Origin of the sequence: Alkalicoccobacillus porphyridii, from assembly GCF_007293315.1 — a bacterium.
Lineage (GTDB): Bacteria > Bacillota > Bacilli > Bacillales > Bacillaceae_D > Alkalicoccobacillus > Alkalicoccobacillus porphyridii.
In genome coordinates this window covers 57220-76062 of record NZ_VLXZ01000003.1, presented here as the reverse complement: position 1 = coordinate 76062, position 18843 = coordinate 57220, and the positions used below count along the sequence as shown (strand labels likewise).

15 protein-coding genes are annotated in these 18843 nt (G+C 42.9%); 12 read left to right on the top strand and 3 right to left on the bottom strand.

Annotated features, from left to right (window positions below):
• The first annotated feature begins 63 nt into the window (after positions 1–63).
• From pdhA to nirD, 7 genes are all read left to right on the top strand, one after another.
• The gene (gene pdhA, locus FN960_RS05780; RefSeq protein WP_143847749.1) at positions 64–1041 is read left to right on the top strand and encodes a pyruvate dehydrogenase (acetyl-transferring) E1 component subunit alpha; all 978 of its coding nucleotides are present in this window, start codon (positions 64–66) and stop codon (positions 1039–1041) included.
• A gap of 12 nt (positions 1042–1053) precedes the next feature.
• Positions 1054–2037 carry an alpha-ketoacid dehydrogenase subunit beta gene (locus FN960_RS05775; protein WP_143847748.1) on the top strand — a complete coding sequence of 328 codons (984 nt, stop codon included), beginning with the start codon at positions 1054–1056 and terminating at the stop codon, positions 2035–2037.
• A 17-nt stretch (positions 2038–2054) separates the two neighbouring features.
• Complete coding sequence (locus FN960_RS05770) at positions 2055–3371, top strand: dihydrolipoamide acetyltransferase family protein (protein ID WP_143847747.1); 1317 nt, start codon at positions 2055–2057, stop codon at positions 3369–3371.
• A 14-nt stretch (positions 3372–3385) separates the two neighbouring features.
• A complete protein-coding gene (gene lpdA / locus FN960_RS05765; protein WP_143847746.1) occupies positions 3386–4771 on the top strand; it encodes a dihydrolipoyl dehydrogenase in 1386 nt (461 codons plus the stop codon).
• An 820-nt stretch (positions 4772–5591) separates the two neighbouring features.
• Positions 5592–6731 carry a uroporphyrinogen-III C-methyltransferase gene (cobA, locus tag FN960_RS05760; RefSeq protein ID WP_185970941.1) on the top strand — a complete coding sequence of 380 codons (1140 nt, stop codon included), beginning with the start codon at positions 5592–5594 and terminating at the stop codon, positions 6729–6731.
• Positions 6732–6747: 16 nt separating this feature from the next.
• Positions 6748–9174, top strand: coding sequence for a nitrite reductase large subunit NirB (gene nirB / locus FN960_RS05755; RefSeq protein ID WP_143847744.1), 2427 nt, complete (start codon positions 6748–6750; stop codon positions 9172–9174).
• Between the two features lie 13 nt (positions 9175–9187).
• On the top strand, positions 9188–9514 hold the full coding sequence (gene nirD, locus FN960_RS05750; RefSeq protein ID WP_143847743.1) for a nitrite reductase small subunit NirD: 327 nt from the start codon (positions 9188–9190) through the stop codon (positions 9512–9514).
• Between the two features lie 944 nt (positions 9515–10458).
• Here the strand turns inward: nirD and FN960_RS05745 are convergent.
• Positions 10459–11019, bottom strand: a complete 561-nt coding sequence (locus FN960_RS05745; RefSeq protein ID WP_143847742.1) for a YdhK family protein — start codon at positions 11017–11019, stop codon at positions 10459–10461.
• A 370-nt stretch (positions 11020–11389) separates the two neighbouring features.
• Positions 11390–12091 (bottom strand): aspartate/glutamate racemase family protein, encoded by a 702-nt coding sequence (locus tag FN960_RS05740; RefSeq protein ID WP_143847741.1) that lies wholly within the window; start codon positions 12089–12091, stop codon positions 11390–11392.
• Positions 12092–12241: 150 nt separating this feature from the next.
• Between FN960_RS05740 and pdxR the strand changes: the two genes are divergently transcribed.
• Entirely contained in the window at positions 12242–13669 is a 1428-nt protein-coding gene (pdxR, locus tag FN960_RS05735; RefSeq protein WP_143847740.1) for a MocR-like pyridoxine biosynthesis transcription factor PdxR, read from the top strand.
• Between the two features lie 50 nt (positions 13670–13719).
• Here pdxR and FN960_RS05730 read toward each other — a convergent pair whose 3' ends face one another.
• A complete protein-coding gene (locus FN960_RS05730) occupies positions 13720–14586 on the bottom strand; it encodes an AraC family transcriptional regulator (protein ID WP_185970940.1) in 867 nt (288 codons plus the stop codon).
• 116 nt (positions 14587–14702) lie between these two features.
• On the opposite strand from FN960_RS05730, the gene FN960_RS05725 reads away from it, so the two are divergent.
• From FN960_RS05725 to FN960_RS05710, 4 genes are all read left to right on the top strand, one after another.
• A complete protein-coding gene (locus tag FN960_RS05725) occupies positions 14703–15716 on the top strand; it encodes a zinc-binding alcohol dehydrogenase family protein (RefSeq protein WP_143847738.1) in 1014 nt (337 codons plus the stop codon).
• Positions 15717–15809: 93 nt separating this feature from the next.
• Positions 15810–16820 carry a C4-dicarboxylate TRAP transporter substrate-binding protein gene (locus FN960_RS05720; protein WP_143847737.1) on the top strand — a complete coding sequence of 337 codons (1011 nt, stop codon included), beginning with the start codon at positions 15810–15812 and terminating at the stop codon, positions 16818–16820.
• A gap of 13 nt (positions 16821–16833) precedes the next feature.
• Positions 16834–17316 (top strand): TRAP transporter small permease, encoded by a 483-nt coding sequence (locus tag FN960_RS05715; protein WP_143847736.1) that lies wholly within the window; start codon positions 16834–16836, stop codon positions 17314–17316.
• A 2-nt stretch (positions 17317–17318) separates the two neighbouring features.
• Positions 17319–18599 carry a TRAP transporter large permease gene (locus tag FN960_RS05710; RefSeq protein WP_143847735.1) on the top strand — a complete coding sequence of 427 codons (1281 nt, stop codon included), beginning with the start codon at positions 17319–17321 and terminating at the stop codon, positions 18597–18599.
• Positions 18600–18843: the final 244 nt, after the last annotated feature.

Genomic DNA, 18843 nt, shown 5'->3' with positions numbered 1-18843 from the left:
CGCTCATGAATTACATTTGTTCATATCTAGAACAAATGACAGAAACTAAAGGAGGATTAACATATGTCAAAGGAAAAACGAGCTGATCTAGGCACTGAAACCCTTGTACCTCTTTATAAACAAATGTGGCTCATTCGTTATTTTGAAGAGAAAGTCGATGAATTTTTTGCGAAAGGGTTGATTCATGGTACAACTCATCTCGCCGTAGGTCAGGAAGCATCTGCTGTTGGAGCATGCGCTGCTTTAGCTGCAGACGATATGATTACGAGTACGCATCGAGGACATGGCCACTGTATCGCAAAAGGAGCAGACGTCAACAAAATGATGGCAGAGCTGTTTGGTCGGACCACGGGTTATTGTAAGGGCAAAGGTGGTTCTATGCATATTGCTGATGTAAGCCAAGGAAACTTAGGGGCGAATGGTATTGTAGGCGGTGGTTTTTCGATTGCTACTGGGGCGGCTCTAACCTCTAAAATGAAAAACCAAGGCAAGGTTGTCCTTTGTTTTTTTGGTGATGGTGCCTCAAACGAAGGTAGTTTTCATGAAGCTGTGAACCTTGCCTCAATCTGGAAGCTACCTGTGATTTTCTTTTGTGAAAATAATCAATATGGCATGTCTGGTCCTGTAAAAGACATGGTTAATATTGAAGATATAGCAGAGCGTGCAGCCTCATATGGCATTCCTGGAAAGGTGGTAGAAGGGAATGATTTGTTAGAGGTTAGGACGGCAGTGCAGGAAGCGGTTGAGTATGCCCGAGAAGGCAACGGGCCGTCAATGATTGAAGCAAAGACGTACCGCTGGAAGGGTCATTCGAAAAGTGATGCCAAGAAATATCGTACTCGAGAAGAGGAAAAAGCCTGGAGAGAAAAGGATCCGATCGCACGGTTTAGAGAGTATCTTCAGTCTCAGGACTTGATCACAGAGGATGAGGCGGAACAGATTCGTCAAGAGGCGCAACAGGAGATAGAGGGCTCAGTTGAGTTTGCCAAAAATAGTCCTGAACCCACGCTTGAGACATTAATGGAGGATATCTATGCCTAGGGGGGAGTCACATTGAGAGAGCTTACGTATTTAGAGGCAGTGAGAGAAGCAATGAGTCAGGAAATGCGTTCAAACGAAGATGTCTTTATTTTGGGAGAAGACATCGGCGTTTACGGAGGAGCGTTTGGAGTGACTCGTGGCATGATTGAGGAGTTTGGACCCGAACGAATTCGCAACACCCCAATATCTGAGGCAGCCATTTCGGGAACGGCGATTGGTGCAGCGTTAACTGGAATGAGACCTATTTTAGAGCTTCAATTCTCTGACTTCATTACGATTGCTATGGATAATATGGTGAATCAGGCTGCTAAGCTCAGATATATGTATGGCGGCGAAGGCAAGGTGCCAATGGTGCTCAGAACGCCTGCCGGTTCGGGGACAGGGGCTGCTGCCCAGCATTCACAAAGCTTAGAAGCGTGGATGACTCATGTGCCTGGTTTGAAAGTAGTGCAGCCATCCACTGCATACGATGCAAAAGGACTGCTAAAGGCTGCAATAGATGATGATAACCCAGTTGTATTTTATGAGCACAAGTTATGCTACCGAACAAAAAGTGACGTACCAGAAGAGGCATATTCTATTCCTTTAGGTAAAGCGGATATAAAAAGAAAAGGGTCAGATGTGACCATTGTTGCGACTGCTTATATGGTTCATAAATCACTTCAAGCGGCAGCTGAATTAGAGAAGGAAGGCATTGATGTAGAAGTCGTTGACCCAAGAACTCTTGTCCCGTTAGATGAAGAAACCATCATTGAGTCTGTAAAGAAAACAGGCAAACTCATTGTAGTACATGAAGCGGTAAAACGTGGGGGCTTCGGCGGAGAGATTGCTAGTGTCATTGCAGAAAGTGAGGCCTTTGATTATTTGGATGCTCCCATTAAACGATTGGCAGGCAAGGCTGTACCAATCCCTTATAACCCCGAGCTTGAAAAAGCTGCTGTGCCACAGGTTCAAGACATCATTGAAGCAGTAAAAGAAACGATCAAAGGTGTATAGGAAGGAGGGGAGCAAGGATGGCAAAGGAAATCTTTATGCCCAAGCTTAGCAGTACGATGCAGACAGGCACCCTTTTAGAATGGTTAAAGGAAGAGGGTGAGACGGTAGAAGTAGGGGAGCCTTTATTTGAGATAATGACAGATAAGATCAATATTGAGGTCGAGGCCTATGAGGAAGGCACGCTGCTTAAGCGATATATTGGAGAAGATGAGGAAGTGCCGGTTAATTACGTAATTGGCTATATTGGCAGTAAGGATGAAGAGGTGCCTGAAGAATCACCAGGTGTATCGGGTACGACTCTAGATGATGCGGGCACAGCAGATCAGGTAACAGAAAAAGTAAAAGAAACAACCTCACCGAACCAAGCAGAGGAAAAGGTAAGGGCAACACCGGCAGCGAGAAGAGTGGCTAGAGAAGAGTATGTGACGCTTGGAGACATTACTGGCACTGGACCGATGGGACGTGTGCAAAAGGCCGATGTAGAGACACATGTTCAACAGCCCAAAGCTACACCACTCGCACGTAAATTGTCAGCTGACAGAGGAATTGAGTTACGCAGTATTAAAGGCTCAGGTTCAAATGGAAAAATTTATAGAAATGATGTTGAAAACGTGTCTGCAAATAATGAAGCTGAGAAAGTAGTAGAAGCCAAGCGGAAAAAATGGAGCAGTACACGAAAAATGATTGCCAAACGTATGGCAGAAAGTGCATTTACGGCCCCACACGTGACATTAACGACCGAGGTCGATATGACCGCTTCAATGGAGTTACGTGCTCAGCTACTTGCACCTATTGAGGAGCAAACAGGTAAGAGACTTTCTTATACGGAAGTGATTGCAAAGGCAGCGGCTTCTGCGCTCATTCGTCATCCAGAGATGAACGTTTCATTGGACGGTGAGCAGATTGTCTATCACCCATATGTTCATATTGGGTTAGCTGTTTCGATACCTGGTGGTCTAATCGTGCCTGTGTTAAAGGATGTCGATCGGAAGGGGCTACAGGCGTTAACTCAGGAAGCGAAGCAACTTGCAACAGATGCGAGGGAAGGCAAGCTACAACCCGACTCAATGAGAGGCGGTACGTTCACGATTAGTAATTTAGGAATGTATGCGGTGGATACTTTTACACCGATTATTAACCAGCCAGAGTCCGCCATTCTTGGTGTAGGGCGTATTCAGGAGAAACCTGTAGGTATGAACGGAGCAATAGAGCTTCGCCCAATGATGAGTCTAAGTCTTTCTTTTGACCATCGTGTGATAGATGGAGCTCCGGCAGCTGCCTTTTTGACCGAGCTTAAACAGATTTTGGAACATCCATATCAACTGTTAATTTAAGGGGGTGGAAGAACGTGTCAACCTATGACATAGTGGTGATTGGCGGAGGTCCAGGCGGTTATGTAGCAGCGATCCGAGCGGCAAAGCTAGGTAAGAAGGTCGCCATCATCGAGCATCAGCAGCTTGGTGGAACCTGTTTAAATCGAGGGTGTATCCCATCGAAGACTTTACTCAGACATGCTGAGGTCATTGAACATATTGAACAAGCGAAGGACTGGGGGATAGAAACAGGACCTGTCACCTTCTCCTTAGAAAAAATGCTCGCCAGAAAAGACCAAGTCATTCAAAAGCTTCGTACCGGTATCGGTTATTTAATGAAGCAGGGAAACATAGATGTGTATGATGGAATCGGTGAGGTGGATGAAACGAACCACGTGCACATCCAGCTAAAATCAAGAGAGTCTAAAGTCATTACAGCAAACAAAATCATTGTTGCAACGGGTTCAAGTCCGTTTGTACCTCCAATTCCAGGTATAGAGTCTGCCGATTATTATACAAGTGATACCGTCTTTGACTTGACGAAGATACCAAAATCAATCGTGATCATTGGTGGTGGAATCATAGGTGTTGAATTTGCGTGTATCTTCTCAAGCCTAAACGTTCAAGTAACCGTAGTTGAGATGGGAGCACGCATCGTTCCTAACGAAGATGAAGATGCTGCAAGACTGCTGGCAAAAGCTTTAAAGAAAAAAGGAGTACGAATCCTCACGCATACTAAAGTAACAGAGATAGAGCAAGGTCAGACGCTCAAAAACATCTCCATTACATCTGAAAATGGAAACGAGGAAGTGCTTGCTTCTGATGACGTTTTAGTATGTGTAGGTCGAAAGCCAAATCTCTCCGCTATTTCAAAGCTAAATCTTAGGTTAGATGGTCCATTTGTACAAGTGGATGAAACCATGCAGACAAGCCATAAAGACATCTATGCCGTCGGTGACATCATAGGAGGCTGGCAGTTGGCGCACGCAGCCAGTGCAGAAGGTCTAGTGGCCGCGGCTAACGCAGCCGGAATGAAGGATTCAATTCATGGCAAACTGGTTCCCCGTTGCGTCTACACAAGCCCTGAAATAGCCAGCGTTGGTTTAACAGAGGCCGAAGCAAAAGCAAAGGGTTACCAGGTCAAGGTGGTTAAGCAAGATCTAAGCTCCAACGGAAAAGCATTAGCGATGGATGAAGCGACAGGATTCATCAAGCTCATTGCTGATGAAAAATACGGAGAGATCCTCGGTGTAACCATGGCAGGACCACATGTAACAGAAATGATCGCAGAGCCGACCGCCTTTATGCACCTTGAAGGCACGGTAGAGGAGCTAGCCTCTATGATTCACGCCCACCCAAGTGTGTCTGAAGCATTAAATGAAGCTGCAGGAGCTTGGCTTGGTCGCGGAATTCATGGATGAGAAGTTTCGGGACTTGGCAAGAAGGAGTGGCTTAATAGCAAGAAGAAAGAGCAAGGTACCAAGAGCCCCGGAGCGATAGCAAGAGGCCAGGGTGTAATAGCAAGAAGAAAGAGCAAAGTACCAAGAGCCCGGTGTCGATAGCAAGAGGCCTGAGAGTAATAGCAAGAAGAAAGAGCAAAGTACCAAGAGCCCGGTGTCGATAGCAAGAGGCCAGGGTGTAATAGCAAGAAGAAAGAGCAAGGTACCAAGAGCCCGGGAGCGATAGCAAGAGGTCCAGGCTTAATAGCAAGAAGAAAGAGCAAAGTACCAAGAGCCCCGCATCGATAGCAAGAAGCCCGAACATGATACCAAGAGAAAAAGCTCTTTACCAAGAACAGAAGTGCTCCAAAAAAGAGTGCATATTCCTTAAGACCTCGTATCACGATGAAAAGTGGTACGGGGTCTTATTTGTCCTTCTGTGATCGTGATTTACTTCACATGCTTATTTTTGTCAAGCTTGAAAGCATTATGAAAACAAGATTACTAATACTTTCAAACTGTTTCATGATCCTCAACTGCGATTTTCGAATTCCTGAGGTGAAAACAATATGATGAATAGAATCAACAATTTATTTTATAACAAAGCAATTTTATTATTCATTATTTAAAATGGGTGGTAGTTAATTTAAATGCGTTATTCGTAACAGGATTTGTTGGTACGTAAAATAATCTTACGTATTTTTGAGCAAAAAAATCTTGTCAGAAATTTTCACATTTAGCCTCAGTGAATTCTATATCTCATATAGAATGACGAAATAGACAGGGAGGAGTGGAGAAGATTTTGAAACAAGGTTGCGTCTATTTTGTTGGCGCCGGGCCAGGTGATTTAGAACTCATCACTGTAAAAGGCTTACGGTTGCTTCAGGAAGCTGATGTCATTATCTTTGATCGTCTTGTACACCCATTCTTATTAAAGAATACGAAGGCAAAATTAATTTATTGTGGAAAACAGCCGTGTAAGCATACTCTGCGGCAGGAAGACATTCAGAAGGAACTCCTTATCCATGCCAAAAGAGGGCTAAAGGTAGTTAGGTTAAAAGGAGGAGACCCTTCCATTTTTGGAAGAGTGGGTGAAGAGGCTGAACTATGTGCCCGGCACCAAGTTGAGTATGAGATTATTCCTGGCATTACATCAGGCAGTGCCGCAGGAATTTACTCGGGTGTTCCCTTAACGTATCGAGGATTATCTGGATCGGTTGCTACTGTTACAGGTCATACCTGTACCAAGGACGGCAAGCCAGCAGTGAATTGGAAAGAGCTTGCCGGCGCAGTGGACACGATTGTTTTTTATATGGGAGTAAAACATCTGAGAACCATTGCGACAGAATTAACGAAAAACGGTATGGACAAAAAGATGCCCGTTCTTATTGTTCAATGGGGCACTTATGGCAAACAGCGTTCTTTAGAGGGAACCCTCTCAACCATTGTAAACCAAGCAGAGCTTGTTGGAATGGAGAATCCCGCTGTGATTATAGTGGGCAATGTTGTCAAACTGAGGAGTAAGATATCGTGGTTTGAGAATAAGCCGTTATCAGGAGTTGGCATCTTATATCCGACATCCAAGCAAGATCTAATTATAGAGGGTGTAAAGAGTCAGGGAGCTGATATATATCCTTGTTCATTCTCACCACGTACACTGAAGCTTGATCGAGAGCGAATGATTGTAACAAGACTTATAGAAGACAAGCATATTAATACAATTCTGCTTACAGATATTCAAGACTGCCTTGAATTTTTTGAATTTATAGATTTATCAGGTATTAATTTTGAAGACTTAAAGTCATGTCGTTGGATTTGTCAGGGGAAAGAGACGTTATTGTATCTAGAAAGCCACGGAATTAAAGCAAGTCGGGTAATGGAAGAAGATCCTATCATTGAGGCCTGTATTCCTTTTAAAGTTAAAGAAATACGGCACACATAAAAAGGGGAGAATTAGCGTGAAGCAAAAATTAATCCTTATAGGAAATGGCATGGCAGGCATTCGTACGCTTGAAGAGATTCTAAAAAAGGAACCAAATAAATTTGAAATCACGGTCTTTGGAGAAGAACCACATCCGAACTATAACCGCATCCTTTTATCGTCCGTTCTACAAGGAGATGCGAGTATTGATAGTATTGTACTTAACAGCTATGAGTGGTATGAGTCGAATCATATTGAATTATTTACAGGTGATCCTGTTGTAAAGGTGGATTCTAAGAAACAGGTTGTACTAAGTCAAAGTGGTGTAAGTCGCTCCTACGATAAATTAATTTTCGCCACAGGATCTAATCCATTTATGCTGCCATTGCCAGGGGCTGATAAAGAAGGTGTCATCGCATTCCGAAATATTAAGGATTGCGAGACAATGATCGATACGGCCAAGCATTATAAAAAGGCTGCGGTTATTGGTGGTGGTCTACTTGGCCTAGAGGCAGCACGAGGGCTATTAAATTTAAATATGGAAGTAGAAGTTATTCACATTGCCGATTATTTAATGGAAAGACAGTTGGATGACCAAGCTGGAAAAATGCTTAAAGAAGAACTAGAGGCGCAGGGTATGAAATTTAGACTGAATGCCCACACGGAACGAATTACGGGGAAAAAACGAGTCGATGGCGTGCTGTTTAAGGACGGCTCGAAGCTTGATGCTGATTTAGTTGTAATGGCAGTAGGAATTAAACCAAATGTTGCCCTTGCTAAAGAAACAGGGTTAGACACAAACCGAGCCATTTTGGTAAACAACTACATGGAGACATCTATACCGAGTGTTTATGCTGTCGGTGAATGCGCGGAACACAATGGAACTGTCTATGGTCTCGTAGCTCCTTTATATGAACAGGGTAAGGCTTTAGCGGAACACATCTGTTCAGAGGAAACGCTCTCAGAACCGGGATACCAAGGCTCAATTATCTACACGCAGCTAAAGGTCTCTGGAGTGGATGTTTTTTCTGCTGGACGTTTTCAGGATGGAGAAAAAACAAAGTCTATCCGAGTGCATGATGAGTTTGAAGGTATTTTCAAAAAAGTAGTAGTGGAAGGTAACAAGGTTATTGGTGCTGTCTTATTTGGTGACACCTCTGATTCTCCACGACTGCTGACTATGATGAGAACGGGACAGGATATCTCAAATATGAATAAAGTGGCAATTCTTCCTTCTGAAAATGAGTCGGATGAGAAGGAGAGCGTAGTTGTAGCAATGGCAGATAGTGAAACCATTTGCGGTTGTAATGGAGTATCCAAAGGAGATATCGTAGCAGCTATTCAAGATCAAGGTCTGTCAACGGTAGAGCAGGTAAAAGCATGCACAAACGCCTCTCGTTCTTGTGGAGGATGTAAACCACTTGTCGCTGAATTATTAGCTGTAACGACGGGAGAGGATGCTTCGTCCCAGAAAGAACCGATCTGCGGATGCACAGACTTATCACACGAAGAGGTGGCCTCAGAAATTCGGGATAAAGGATTAAGCTACGTAAGAGAAGTCATGAATGTACTTGGCTGGTCAACTGAAAACGGCTGCTCCAAATGCCGTCCAGCGGTTAATTATTATCTTGGCTTAAATAATCCTATTGAATACGAGGATGATTCTACTTCAAAATTCGTCAACGAAAGATTACACGCCAATATTCAAAACGATGGAACGTTCTCCGTTGTGCCACGGATGTATGGCGGAGTAACCGATCCAGAACAATTGCGAAAAATTGCGGATGTGGCTGATAAGTATAAGGTGCCCCTGCTTAAAGTAACTGGTGGACAACGAATAGATTTACTGGGCATCGCTAAAGAAGATCTTCCTAATGTGTGGAATGACCTAGGCATGCGCTCTGGTTATGCTTACGGCAAATCCATCCGAACGGTTAAAACATGTGTAGGAGAGAACTTCTGTCGCTTCGGCACACAGGATTCTATTGGTTTAGGCATTCAGATTGAAAAGAAATATGAAGGGTTAAGTACTCCTCATAAAGTGAAGATGGCTGTCTCGGCCTGCCCACGTAATTGTGCTGAATCAGGTATTAAGGATATTGGCATTGTTGGTGTAGAAGGAGCATGGGAAGTATATGTTGGTGGAAATGGCGGTGTAGATTTACGAGGAGCCGAATTATTTTCGAAGGTAGAGACCAGCCAAGAGGTTCTTGACATCATTAGTGCATTCCTTCAGTTTTATCGTGAAGACGCCAGATATCTTGAAAGAACGTCACACTGGGTGGAACGTGTTGGTTTAACACATATCAAAAAGGTTCTTTCGGATGATGAAACAAAAGCACAGTTAATCGAACGAGTAGAATTGGCTCTAACAAAGCAGAATGACCCGTGGAGTAGCGTTCTAGAAAGCAAGGATAAGCAGCAGGAGCTTTATGAAAAGAAAGAAGTTGAGGTTACGAATTAAGGAGGGGCTCTTAATGACTCACGTGGTGGATGAAAAACATATCTATGTTGCGGAATTAGATGAACTGGCAGTGAGTATCGGAAAAAAACTAGTGATATCTGGATTGGAAATTGCCTTATTTAAGCAAGAGAATGGAGAGGTGCTAGCGGTAGAGAACCGCTGTCCACATAAAGGTGGCGTTCTTTCTGATGGAATTGTTAGCGGAGAGCATGTATTTTGTCCAATGCATGATTGGAAAATAGATTTAAGAAAAGGCGAGGCCGTAGCACCTGACGTCGGTTGTGTTAAGACATATGGAGTAACCATAAAAGATCGTGGAGTTTATATATTATTGGATTAAGTGTTTTAATCTCATGAAGACCCAAACGATGATGGCGATCGAGCATATCATCGCTTGGGTCTTCTATTTTGGGAACGAAAGAAGAGGTAGGATCCGCTTCGGAAATACACTCTGCTTTTCGTGGGCGGCTGGTGAGTGAGCCTCCTTGTGCTAACACACTAAGGTATTTCACCTAGGCCAACACCCACAGTAACATTCCTGTGGGATTTCTTTTTAGCTTATTTACAGAAAAAAGCCCTCCGTTAAGATGCAATTGTACCCACACAACACACCAAGGAGGACTTGCTATGAATCATAATATAAATAATTGATTAGATCAAGTAAAACAAAACACGTTGGTGATTAGCATTGATCTTGCCAATCGTCTCCCAGTATTTCCTACGCTGGTTTATGATTACATTACTCCAATTAGTAACTCAGTTTGTCATTTGGAATCGAGAGCTCTAAGTTTGGCTTAGCTTAACTCCTTTCCCTATACATAAAAAAGAAATAGGGTTGGGACAGTACTTTATCAATACGCTTGTGTAATCTTCATATACTTAATGCTTACCACCCACCAAGTGTACGAAAATGGAGGGCCGACACCTGCGGGATGAAAAGGAGGTCACTGAAAAACGATCTTTATAAGATTGCGAACGTTCTTTAATAGTTTAATTCAGAACATGAGCGGAAGGAGAACCCGTAGACTCCTGCGGAACAGAACGAGTCTGAAGACATCGAAGTGGCGGTTTTCCGCTTCGAGGGCTGAGGCCGTTCCCGCGGAAAGCGTAGGGTTCTCCTGTAGCGGAGCATGAGCTCATTTCTAGATGACTTTTTCAGTGGCCTCGATGAAAAGGTTAATTGAGATAAGATGGCAGAGCCAGATTAGCTCAATACCTTCCCGCGGTAAGCGTGCCCCCATTTTCGGGAACGACAGCCGAAGAACCGATACTCAGATACCCTGATTATTCTGTCGTACTTAATTCCTGTTCTGTTACCCATTGATAATTTATAACCTCATCTTCGCCATTTGTAGGTACGAAGTTCACCATATACACTGTGGTTTGCTGGGAGGATTCAATCGTCGCCTTTGCGCCTTCCATCCCTTGAATCCGATCTGTATGAAGGGTCACCTGGTGTCCCGGTTCAAGGTTTGTTGAGTCAGAAGGCGTCAGCTCCTCTTTGATTACCCATTTGTGGTTCCAAACGTCATCAGTTGCGTTCGTTGGCTTATAGGAAACGGCATACGCCGTTGTATTATAAGCTCCTACTATAACAGCCTCTGCTCTATGCATGTCTCTCGACTGATCCGTTAGTATGGTGGCGTTACTCCCTATCGCATAGGTGGGGTCCGGTTCCTCTGTTAAACCCTCAGGTAACTGGGGTGTGGCTGATTGGTCGGTCTGATTTGAGGGGTCAGCCGTTTCGTTTTTTACAGATGGCTGCTGATCCTTAATGGTTCCATCTGCGTTACACCCACTTAAGATGAGCACGGTCGCTGTCCACAAAAATAGCCATTTCTTCATTGTAGAATAATCACCTCGTTCGTTGGCTTTTGAATCGTTACCCTTTAGACTTCCTCAAGCTGTGTATTTTATGAATGGTATTGAACATGGGGATAATGTGGATATCTTTAGCTTGGTTTATGTTGAGCTTGTAAACAAGTTATGAACATCTTGGGGAAACTCGACAAGTAGAAAATGAAAATTCAGATCTTTCATCGGGGATATGTGGGTAAACTTGAGGATAAGTTTTAGTTATCCACAGATTCAGGGGAAATTATATAAAGTAATCATATAGATTGTGAAGGGAATGTAAAGGTTAGGCTTATCCACATGTAGAAGCATATAAAAAGAGAAACGCGCGTAGTCATTGACTATCGCGCGAGAGCTATTCTTATACTAAAGCCGTCTCCATGGCAAAACGAACCGCTGCTTCAGCGTGAAGACGAGTGGAATCAAAGACGGGAAGTGGGGAATCTGTTTGCTTGATAAGCAGTGGGATTTCGGTGCAACCTAAAATGACCCCCTGTGCACCATCCTTTTTTAATTGCTGAATAATTTGTTGATAGGATATTTTAGATTCCTCAAGAATCTCCCCCCGACACAGTTCCGAAAAAATAATGTCATGAGCGACTTTCCGATCTTCTTCTCCGGGAATTAGACACTCAATTCCATGGGTGGCGAGCCGATCTTTATAGAAGGTTTTTTCCATAGTGAATGCAGTTCCAAGCAGACCAATACGACTCATGTTAGCTTTTTTTATAGCGACAGCCACTGCATCAGCAATATGGATAAGTGGTATGGAGGTTTGCTTCTCAATCTCATCCGCCATCAAATGCATGGTATTCGTACAGATGACGATTAGATCGGCTCCTGCTCCTTCCAGTTTCTTTGCGGCATCAACCATTCTAGCTGTAGCTTCCTCCCAATGGCCAAGCTTCTGCAACTGTACAATCTCTTGAAAGTCAAACGAGTGCAGTAGACATTTAGCCGAGTGAAGTCCACCCAACTCTTCCTTTACATACTCATTTACGTATCTATAATAATCAGCTGTTGATTCCCAGCTAAGCCCTCCAATAAATCCAATGGTTTTCAAGGTAGCATCCTCCGTTCAAGCGTTTAACTGATTGTAGCATGCTATACTGGTATGGATAAGGTCCAGGAAAGTACAACTTTCAGGGTGCCAGATTAGTTAAGTCTATTAAACCGACGTAAGGTTAATTTTGAATGGAAAGGAGAATACATTATGCTTTGGTTCCCAATTGATCGTCATTCAACAACATCTTTAGTACAACAGGTTTACACAAATATACGAACACTTATTTTGAGTGAACAGTTAAAAGAGCATGAGAAGTTGCCATCCACAAGGGAGCTGGCACATTCTATAGGGACTTCACGTAATACGGTTACTGATGCGTATGAACAATTAATATTAGAGGGTTATTTATTGGTACGGCCACGTTCGGGTACATATGTAGCGGCAGGTGTTGTGTTAAAGGCAGCAGAAACAGAAAAAAGAGAAAGTGATTTAGCAGATTGGCTACAAACGGAGCAGCATGATTCAAGGCAGTTCATTGACTTTCGAGCGAGTCATCCTGCGATGGATCACTTTCCACGTAAGGTGTGGGGTAGGCTGGCAAAAGAGGTGTGCTATGACTCAGCTGATGAGCTATTTGGATACCGTACGCCTTTTGGCGATGAGACTCTCAGGCGAGTATTAGCTACTTACCTGGCGCGTACGAGAGGTGTGGCCTGTCATCCAGAACAGATTGTGATTACAGCAGGGGCGACTCAAGGGTTGGCACTCATTACACAGCTATTACTAAAAGAGGGGGAGCATGTTGCGGTTGAAGATCCTGTCACCGATGAAATGAGACATATATTCTCCAATGCCGGTGCAAACGTATATCCTGTTAAAGCTGATGATCAAGGGATAATCCCGGAAAAGTTATCACATCATGAAAAGCCAAGCTTTGTATTTGTGATTCCTTCGCATCAGTTTCCGTTAGGTGCCGTGCTGCCTATTCAACGCCGCATTCAGCTCGTTGAATATGTAAGGCAGATGAATAGCTATATTGTAGAGGATGATTATGACAGTGAATTTACATACGAGGGCACAGCAGTGTATTCAATGCAAGGGCTTGATTCAAAGCGAGTCATCTATGTAGGGACTTTTAGCAAAATTCTCTCTCCTGCCTTGCGCATTGGCTACGTCATCCTGCCTTACCAGTTAATAGACCCATTCAAAGAGCTCAAATGGTTCTCCGATCGTCACACAGCCACGTTGGAACAGCAAATCATGGCAAGATTTATTGAAGAAGGGCATCTTGATCAACATGTACGTAGAATGAAACGAATCTATGAAGGAAGAAGAAAAGCGCTTGTAGCAGCACTTAAAAAGAGCTTCCCTGATTTAAAAATCATCGGTCATGCGGCGGGAATGCATGTGGTTGTAGAATGGAAACAGCTTGAAGTAGACCAAGCGTTTGTAGATCATTGCAAACAGCATCAAGTAATTGTCTATCCTGTTGAACAATATGCCTTGCAAAAAGGCTACCATACGAAGCAAATGGTGCTTGGGTACGGCAGCCTAACAGAGGCAGATATTCGTATTGGTGTTGATAGGTTACATGAAGCGGTAAGTATCTTTAAGCAGACCACTGCTCCTTTTTAGTAAGCCTAGTCAAGAACTAATAAAAGAACTAAGCTAATAGAAGCCGGGATCTATCTACCATAGGTCCCGGCTTTTCTATAATCGGAGGGGGTGAGCTGAGTATGTTTTTTAAAGGTACGATAAAAGTGAGGCATACTGCTAAATCCACAAGCTTCTGCAATCGTTTCAATATTTTCATTCGAATGAAGTAACTCTTGTTTAGCATTGGCCATTCGTTTGGTCGTAATGTATTCAGATAAACCAATTCCAAGATACTTTTTAAACACCCGGCTTAGGTGTGCTGTGGATATCGAGGATCTAGTGGCGAGGTCGTTTAGATCTAATTTTTCATGCAAATGGCTTTCAATATATTGTAATAAACTGCGCATCCATTCGGGTTCACCCGTAGATTTTGGAGTGAAGGAACTAATGACACAATGGCGGTCAAGGTAGACAAGCAATAGCTGTAGCCATAAAAAAATGGCACGCTCGGATTCTTTTGTGACCAGCTGAATCTCATCGTGAATTCGGTCTAGATAGGATTCAATGTCATCGTGTCCGTCTTTATGAATTTGAAATCGGTATGTTTTTTCAGAGCGAGCCAGATGAATAATGGCGTGTTTCGTAGATGTATAGATATTCTCTGGTAAATGAAGCAGAGATGAGTGAAAAAAAACAGCTGTTGAGGTAATTAAATGATCAGAGGCAGGGATGGCTCGATGAACAACATTACTGGGTATCACAAATAAATCACCCGGTGTCGCTTGATATAAATTCTGATCAATTAAAAGCGTGCCTTTTCCTTTATATACATAAATAATTTCGTTCCAGTCATGAATATGGTGGGGCAGCTCAATGTTTTGGGTCTTGGTATCCTTATACGTAATGGAAATCGGCAAGCTCTGACCAGGGCTTGTCTTTTTTTGTATAAGTTTCATGAACATCACCTCTATCTTATTGTATCAAAAAAAGGTATAAATAAGTCAAATTACGCAATATCTAATGATTAATTTTGTTGTTATGATCATGGTAAGATGAAATCAGGAGGGCACATATGAGAGGTATAGTATGTAATCAACCAAAAGAGTTTACATTCAGAAGTGATATGAAAGCGCCTACAGTATCTGATGGTGAGGTACTTGTTCAAATAAAAAGAGTCGGCATTTGTGGAACTGACTTACACGCATATATGGGGAACCAGCCTTTTTTTCAATATCCTAGGGTGTTAGGCCATGAGCTTGCAGGTGAAGTAGCAGAGATAGGCAATGGGGTAAACCACATCAAGAAAGGTGACCGGGTAGCTATTATTCCTTATCTTCACTGTGGTAGCTGTGATGCCTGTGAAGCAGGCAAAACAAATTGTTGCGAGTCTATTCAAGTACTGGGTGTGCATACGGATGGCGGAATGTGTGAGCAATTGGTTGTGCCAGTGGAGCATGTGATTCAAACAAATCACCTAACACTCGATCACGCCGCGTTAATGGAACCTCTGGCCATAGGGGCACATGCCGTGAATCGTGCCGAGATTAAGCCAGGTGAGAAGGTACTTGTGGTTGGAGCAGGACCAATAGGACTCGGTGTGGTGGCCTTTGCAAAGCAAAAAGGAGCAGAGGTAACAGTTCTCGATCTAAGTGAGGAGCGCTTAGCATTCTGTAAGAAGTGGGCAGGCGTGCAGCACACACTTTGTACAAGTAAACCAACTGAAGCCGAGTTAAAGGCTACGATTGGCAAAATGCCATCCATTGTCTTTGATGCAACAGGTAATGCGCATTCGATGACACAAGCATTTGATTATGTTGGGTTTGGAGGCAAGTTGATCTATGTAGGGCTTGTAAAACAAGACCTTTCATTTAATGATCCTGATTTTCATAAAAAAGAGCTGACCCTTTTAGGAAGCAGAAATGCAACAGTGAAGGATTTTGAAGACGTGGCACATCTATTAGCCTCAAAAAATTATCATATGGATGAATATATTACTCATACATGTGAGCTTGATGAAGTCATAGAGACGTTTGAATCATGGTTAAAACCCGAATCAAACGTTATTAAAGCGATGGTCCATGTTTAAAGCGAATGGAATGATGTTCTAGTGAATTTGACTCACTGGAACTTCAATTTTCAAGAATGTGTAAGCGCTATCTATTGGGAGGGTTGACTTAATATGAAAAAATTAATACTACCTGTTATGTGTATGGGGCTCATTTTATTAACAGCCTGTCAGGGATCTTCGAATGCCTCTGCAGAACAGGATGTTTATACCGTCAATATTGCATACGGGAATCAGCCAGGGGAGCCTGTTGATCAGGTTGCTAGAAAGTGGAAAGAGCTTGCCGAGGAGCGAAGTGAAGGTCGTTTGGATTTTCATATCTATCCGAGTTCACAGCTTGGATCTGAAGCCGATGTTGTGGAGCAGGCTTTGTTTGGTAGTAACGTCATCATTTTTACGGGCTATGATTTTCTAATGAACTTTGTACCCGATTTAGGTGTACTTACAGCGCCTTATATTGTTGAAGATGTTGATGATTTATTTTATCTGGCTGAAACGGATTGGTTTGATGAACAACGTGAAGAGTTAAGGGACATTGGATTTGATGTCGTATCGACAAATACGTTGTACGGGGAGAGGCACTTAATGACAACACGTGAGGTGCTGACACCAGAGGATTTACGCGGTATGAAAATCCGTGTGCCTAATAACCAAATGTACATCAACACCTTTAGCGTACTGGGTGCCTCACCAACTCCATTACCTTTGGGAGATATGTATGCTTCGCTTCAACAAGGGGTCATTGACGGAGCAGAGAACCCAATTCCTGTTCTAGAAGCATCAAAAACAAATGAAGTAGCTAAATATTTGGCTTTAACTGGCCATACAAAAATAATGAGTCCTTGGGTAAGCGGGACAGATTTCCTTGAAGATTTACCAGACGACCTGCTCACGATTCTTCGTGAAACGGGAGATGAAGCTGGTGAGTACGGTAAAGCCATTGTGTATGAGCAGGAAGAGGAAGTTCTTGAACTGTTTGAGGAGCAGGGCATTATCATTAATGAAGTCGATCAAGAGGCTTTCAGGGAAAAGGCGGAACGAATCTTTGAGGTTACACCTGAATGGAGCCCGGATCTTCAAGAAACAATTGAAACATTATTAGAAGAAAAAGAGACTACTCAGTGAAGGAGAGCACATCATGAAGAACCTAATGAATCATCTGGATGACTTTCTATCCACTGTAGCCTTATCTGGAATTATTCTATTAATTAGTATAAATGTATTCTTTCGCTTTGTTTTGAACAGTCCCATTACATGGACAGAAGAGATCAGCTTAGCACTTTTTATTTGGTTGGTGTTTGTTGGACTGAGCACAGCGACAAAAACAAACTCTCACGTCGGAATTGATTATTTTGTGAGGAAGTTACCAGAACAATGGCTGTTTCGTTTTCAGGTCTTTCGTTTAGTCTTTATCTTTTTTGTGACTGCCGTTGTATTTGTCTATTGGGGAGCAGCTTTTGCCATTCACGGAGTGGCCAAGGTAACCCCGGTACTCGGAGTAAGTTATTCGTTTATTACAATGGCTGTACCAATAGGGTCCGCACTTGTGTTGTATCACCTGATTCGGGTCTTCCTAAGAAAAGATAAAGAATATGTGAAACAAGAGAGAGGAATCGAGTAGTTATGATGCTAGCTATTACATTAATCTTAATGCTTCTATTGATGGTTATGAATATCCCAGTTGCGTATGCGATGATCGCAGCCTGTGCCTTTTATTTTATTTTTAATGACAGCTTCGCTAACGAGATTCTTATTCAACGAATGATGAGTGGAATTGAATCCTTTCCGTTGCTTGCGATTGTGTTCTTTGTGACTGCAGGTATTCTGATGAATTATACAGGGATTACAGAACGGATGCTGCGCTTTGCCCAAGTGTTAACGGGTCATATGACGGGTGGTCTGGCAAAGGTAAATGTACTTCTAAGTGTATTAATGGGTGGTTTGTCAGGCTCAAACATTGCCGATGCAGCCATGCAGTCAAAGGTTCTAGTGCCTGAAATGACAAAGCGGAATTATCCGCCGGCATTTTCTACAGCACTTACAGCGGCAACATCTTTAATTACACCGATAATTCCACCAGGTATAGCTCTTATTATGTACGGGTACATTGGAAACGTCTCCATTGGCAGATTGTTTATGGCCGGAATTGTACCAGGGCTATTACTTAGTGTAATCTTTCTAATTTTAGTTCATTTTCTCGCGAAGAAGCGTGGGTTTGAAGTAGAAAAGAAACCTGCCGCTAAACCAAAAGAAATTCTTTTTGCTTCAAAAGACGCTATTTTAGCCATTTTATTACCGATTATCATTATTGGTGGAATTCGTTTCGGAGTGTTCAGCCCTACAGAAGCAGGAGCTGTCGCAGTGATTTATGCGCTATTACTAGGCTTCTTAATCTACCGTCAAATGACGGGGCGTGATCTGTACGTTGCGTTAAAAGAATCTGTTAATCTAACAGCAACAATTATGGTTATTATCGCGGCGGGCACAGCCTTTGGGTGGATTCTGACGCTTGAGCAGGTTCCGCAGTTTCTAACGGAATGGGTGACAGGCTTTATCAGTAGTCCGGCCATGTTCCTATTTATTGTGATGATTTTCTTAATAGCAGTCGGTACCTTAATAGAAGGTAACGTTCTATTAATTATATTAACGCCTATCTTAATGCCGATGGTTCTGTCCTTTGGGATTGATCCTGTGCAATTTGGTTTATTCTTTATCCTTTGTTTAAGTGTAGGGACGATCACACCGCCTGTTGGAACCATTATGTTTACAACCGCGGCGATTACCAAGGTGAAAATTGAGGACTTTATTAAAGAGGTATGGCCATTCTGGCTAGCTTTAATTGTTGCTATCTTACTCGTTGCCTATATTCCAGCCCTATCTTTATGGCTTCCTTCTATTTTATAAAGTAGACGCTGAGCCTGCGAATAATGGAGTTTATTTCTGAGCTCCCTCGAGATTTTGTTGAATAGAGATAGAGGGCGGGAAACGTTCTGATTCTTCGGCTGCCGCTCCCGAAAATGGGGGCACGCTTACCGCGGGAAGGTAATGAGCTAACTCGACTCCGTCGATTTATCTCATTGAACCTTTATATCCCGCAGGTGTCGGCCTCCATTTTCGTCCGCTGGTTTTAGTTAGGTATTGGAATCAA

Excerpts from the sequence above, each read along its gene's own strand:
- pdxR (WP_143847740.1), top strand. The coding sequence starts at position 12,242 with ATGCTTTGGTTCCCAATTGATCGTCATTCAACAACATCTTTAGTACAA.
- FN960_RS05715 (WP_143847736.1), top strand. The coding sequence starts at position 16,834 with ATGAAGAACCTAATGAATCATCTGGATGACTTTCTATCCACTGTAGCC.
- FN960_RS05770 (WP_143847747.1), top strand. The coding sequence starts at position 2,055 with ATGGCAAAGGAAATCTTTATGCCCAAGCTTAGCAGTACGATGCAGACA.
- FN960_RS05745 (WP_143847742.1), bottom strand. The coding sequence starts at position 11,019 with ATGAAGAAATGGCTATTTTTGTGGACAGCGACCGTGCTCATCTTAAGT.
- FN960_RS05720 (WP_143847737.1), top strand. The coding sequence starts at position 15,810 with ATGAAAAAATTAATACTACCTGTTATGTGTATGGGGCTCATTTTATTA.
- FN960_RS05710 (WP_143847735.1), top strand. The coding sequence starts at position 17,319 with ATGATGCTAGCTATTACATTAATCTTAATGCTTCTATTGATGGTTATG.
- FN960_RS05725 (WP_143847738.1), top strand. The coding sequence starts at position 14,703 with ATGAGAGGTATAGTATGTAATCAACCAAAAGAGTTTACATTCAGAAGT.
- nirD (WP_143847743.1), top strand. The coding sequence starts at position 9,188 with ATGACTCACGTGGTGGATGAAAAACATATCTATGTTGCGGAATTAGAT.
- FN960_RS05730 (WP_185970940.1), bottom strand. The coding sequence starts at position 14,586 with ATGAAACTTATACAAAAAAAGACAAGCCCTGGTCAGAGCTTGCCGATT.
- pdhA (WP_143847749.1), top strand. The coding sequence starts at position 64 with ATGTCAAAGGAAAAACGAGCTGATCTAGGCACTGAAACCCTTGTACCT.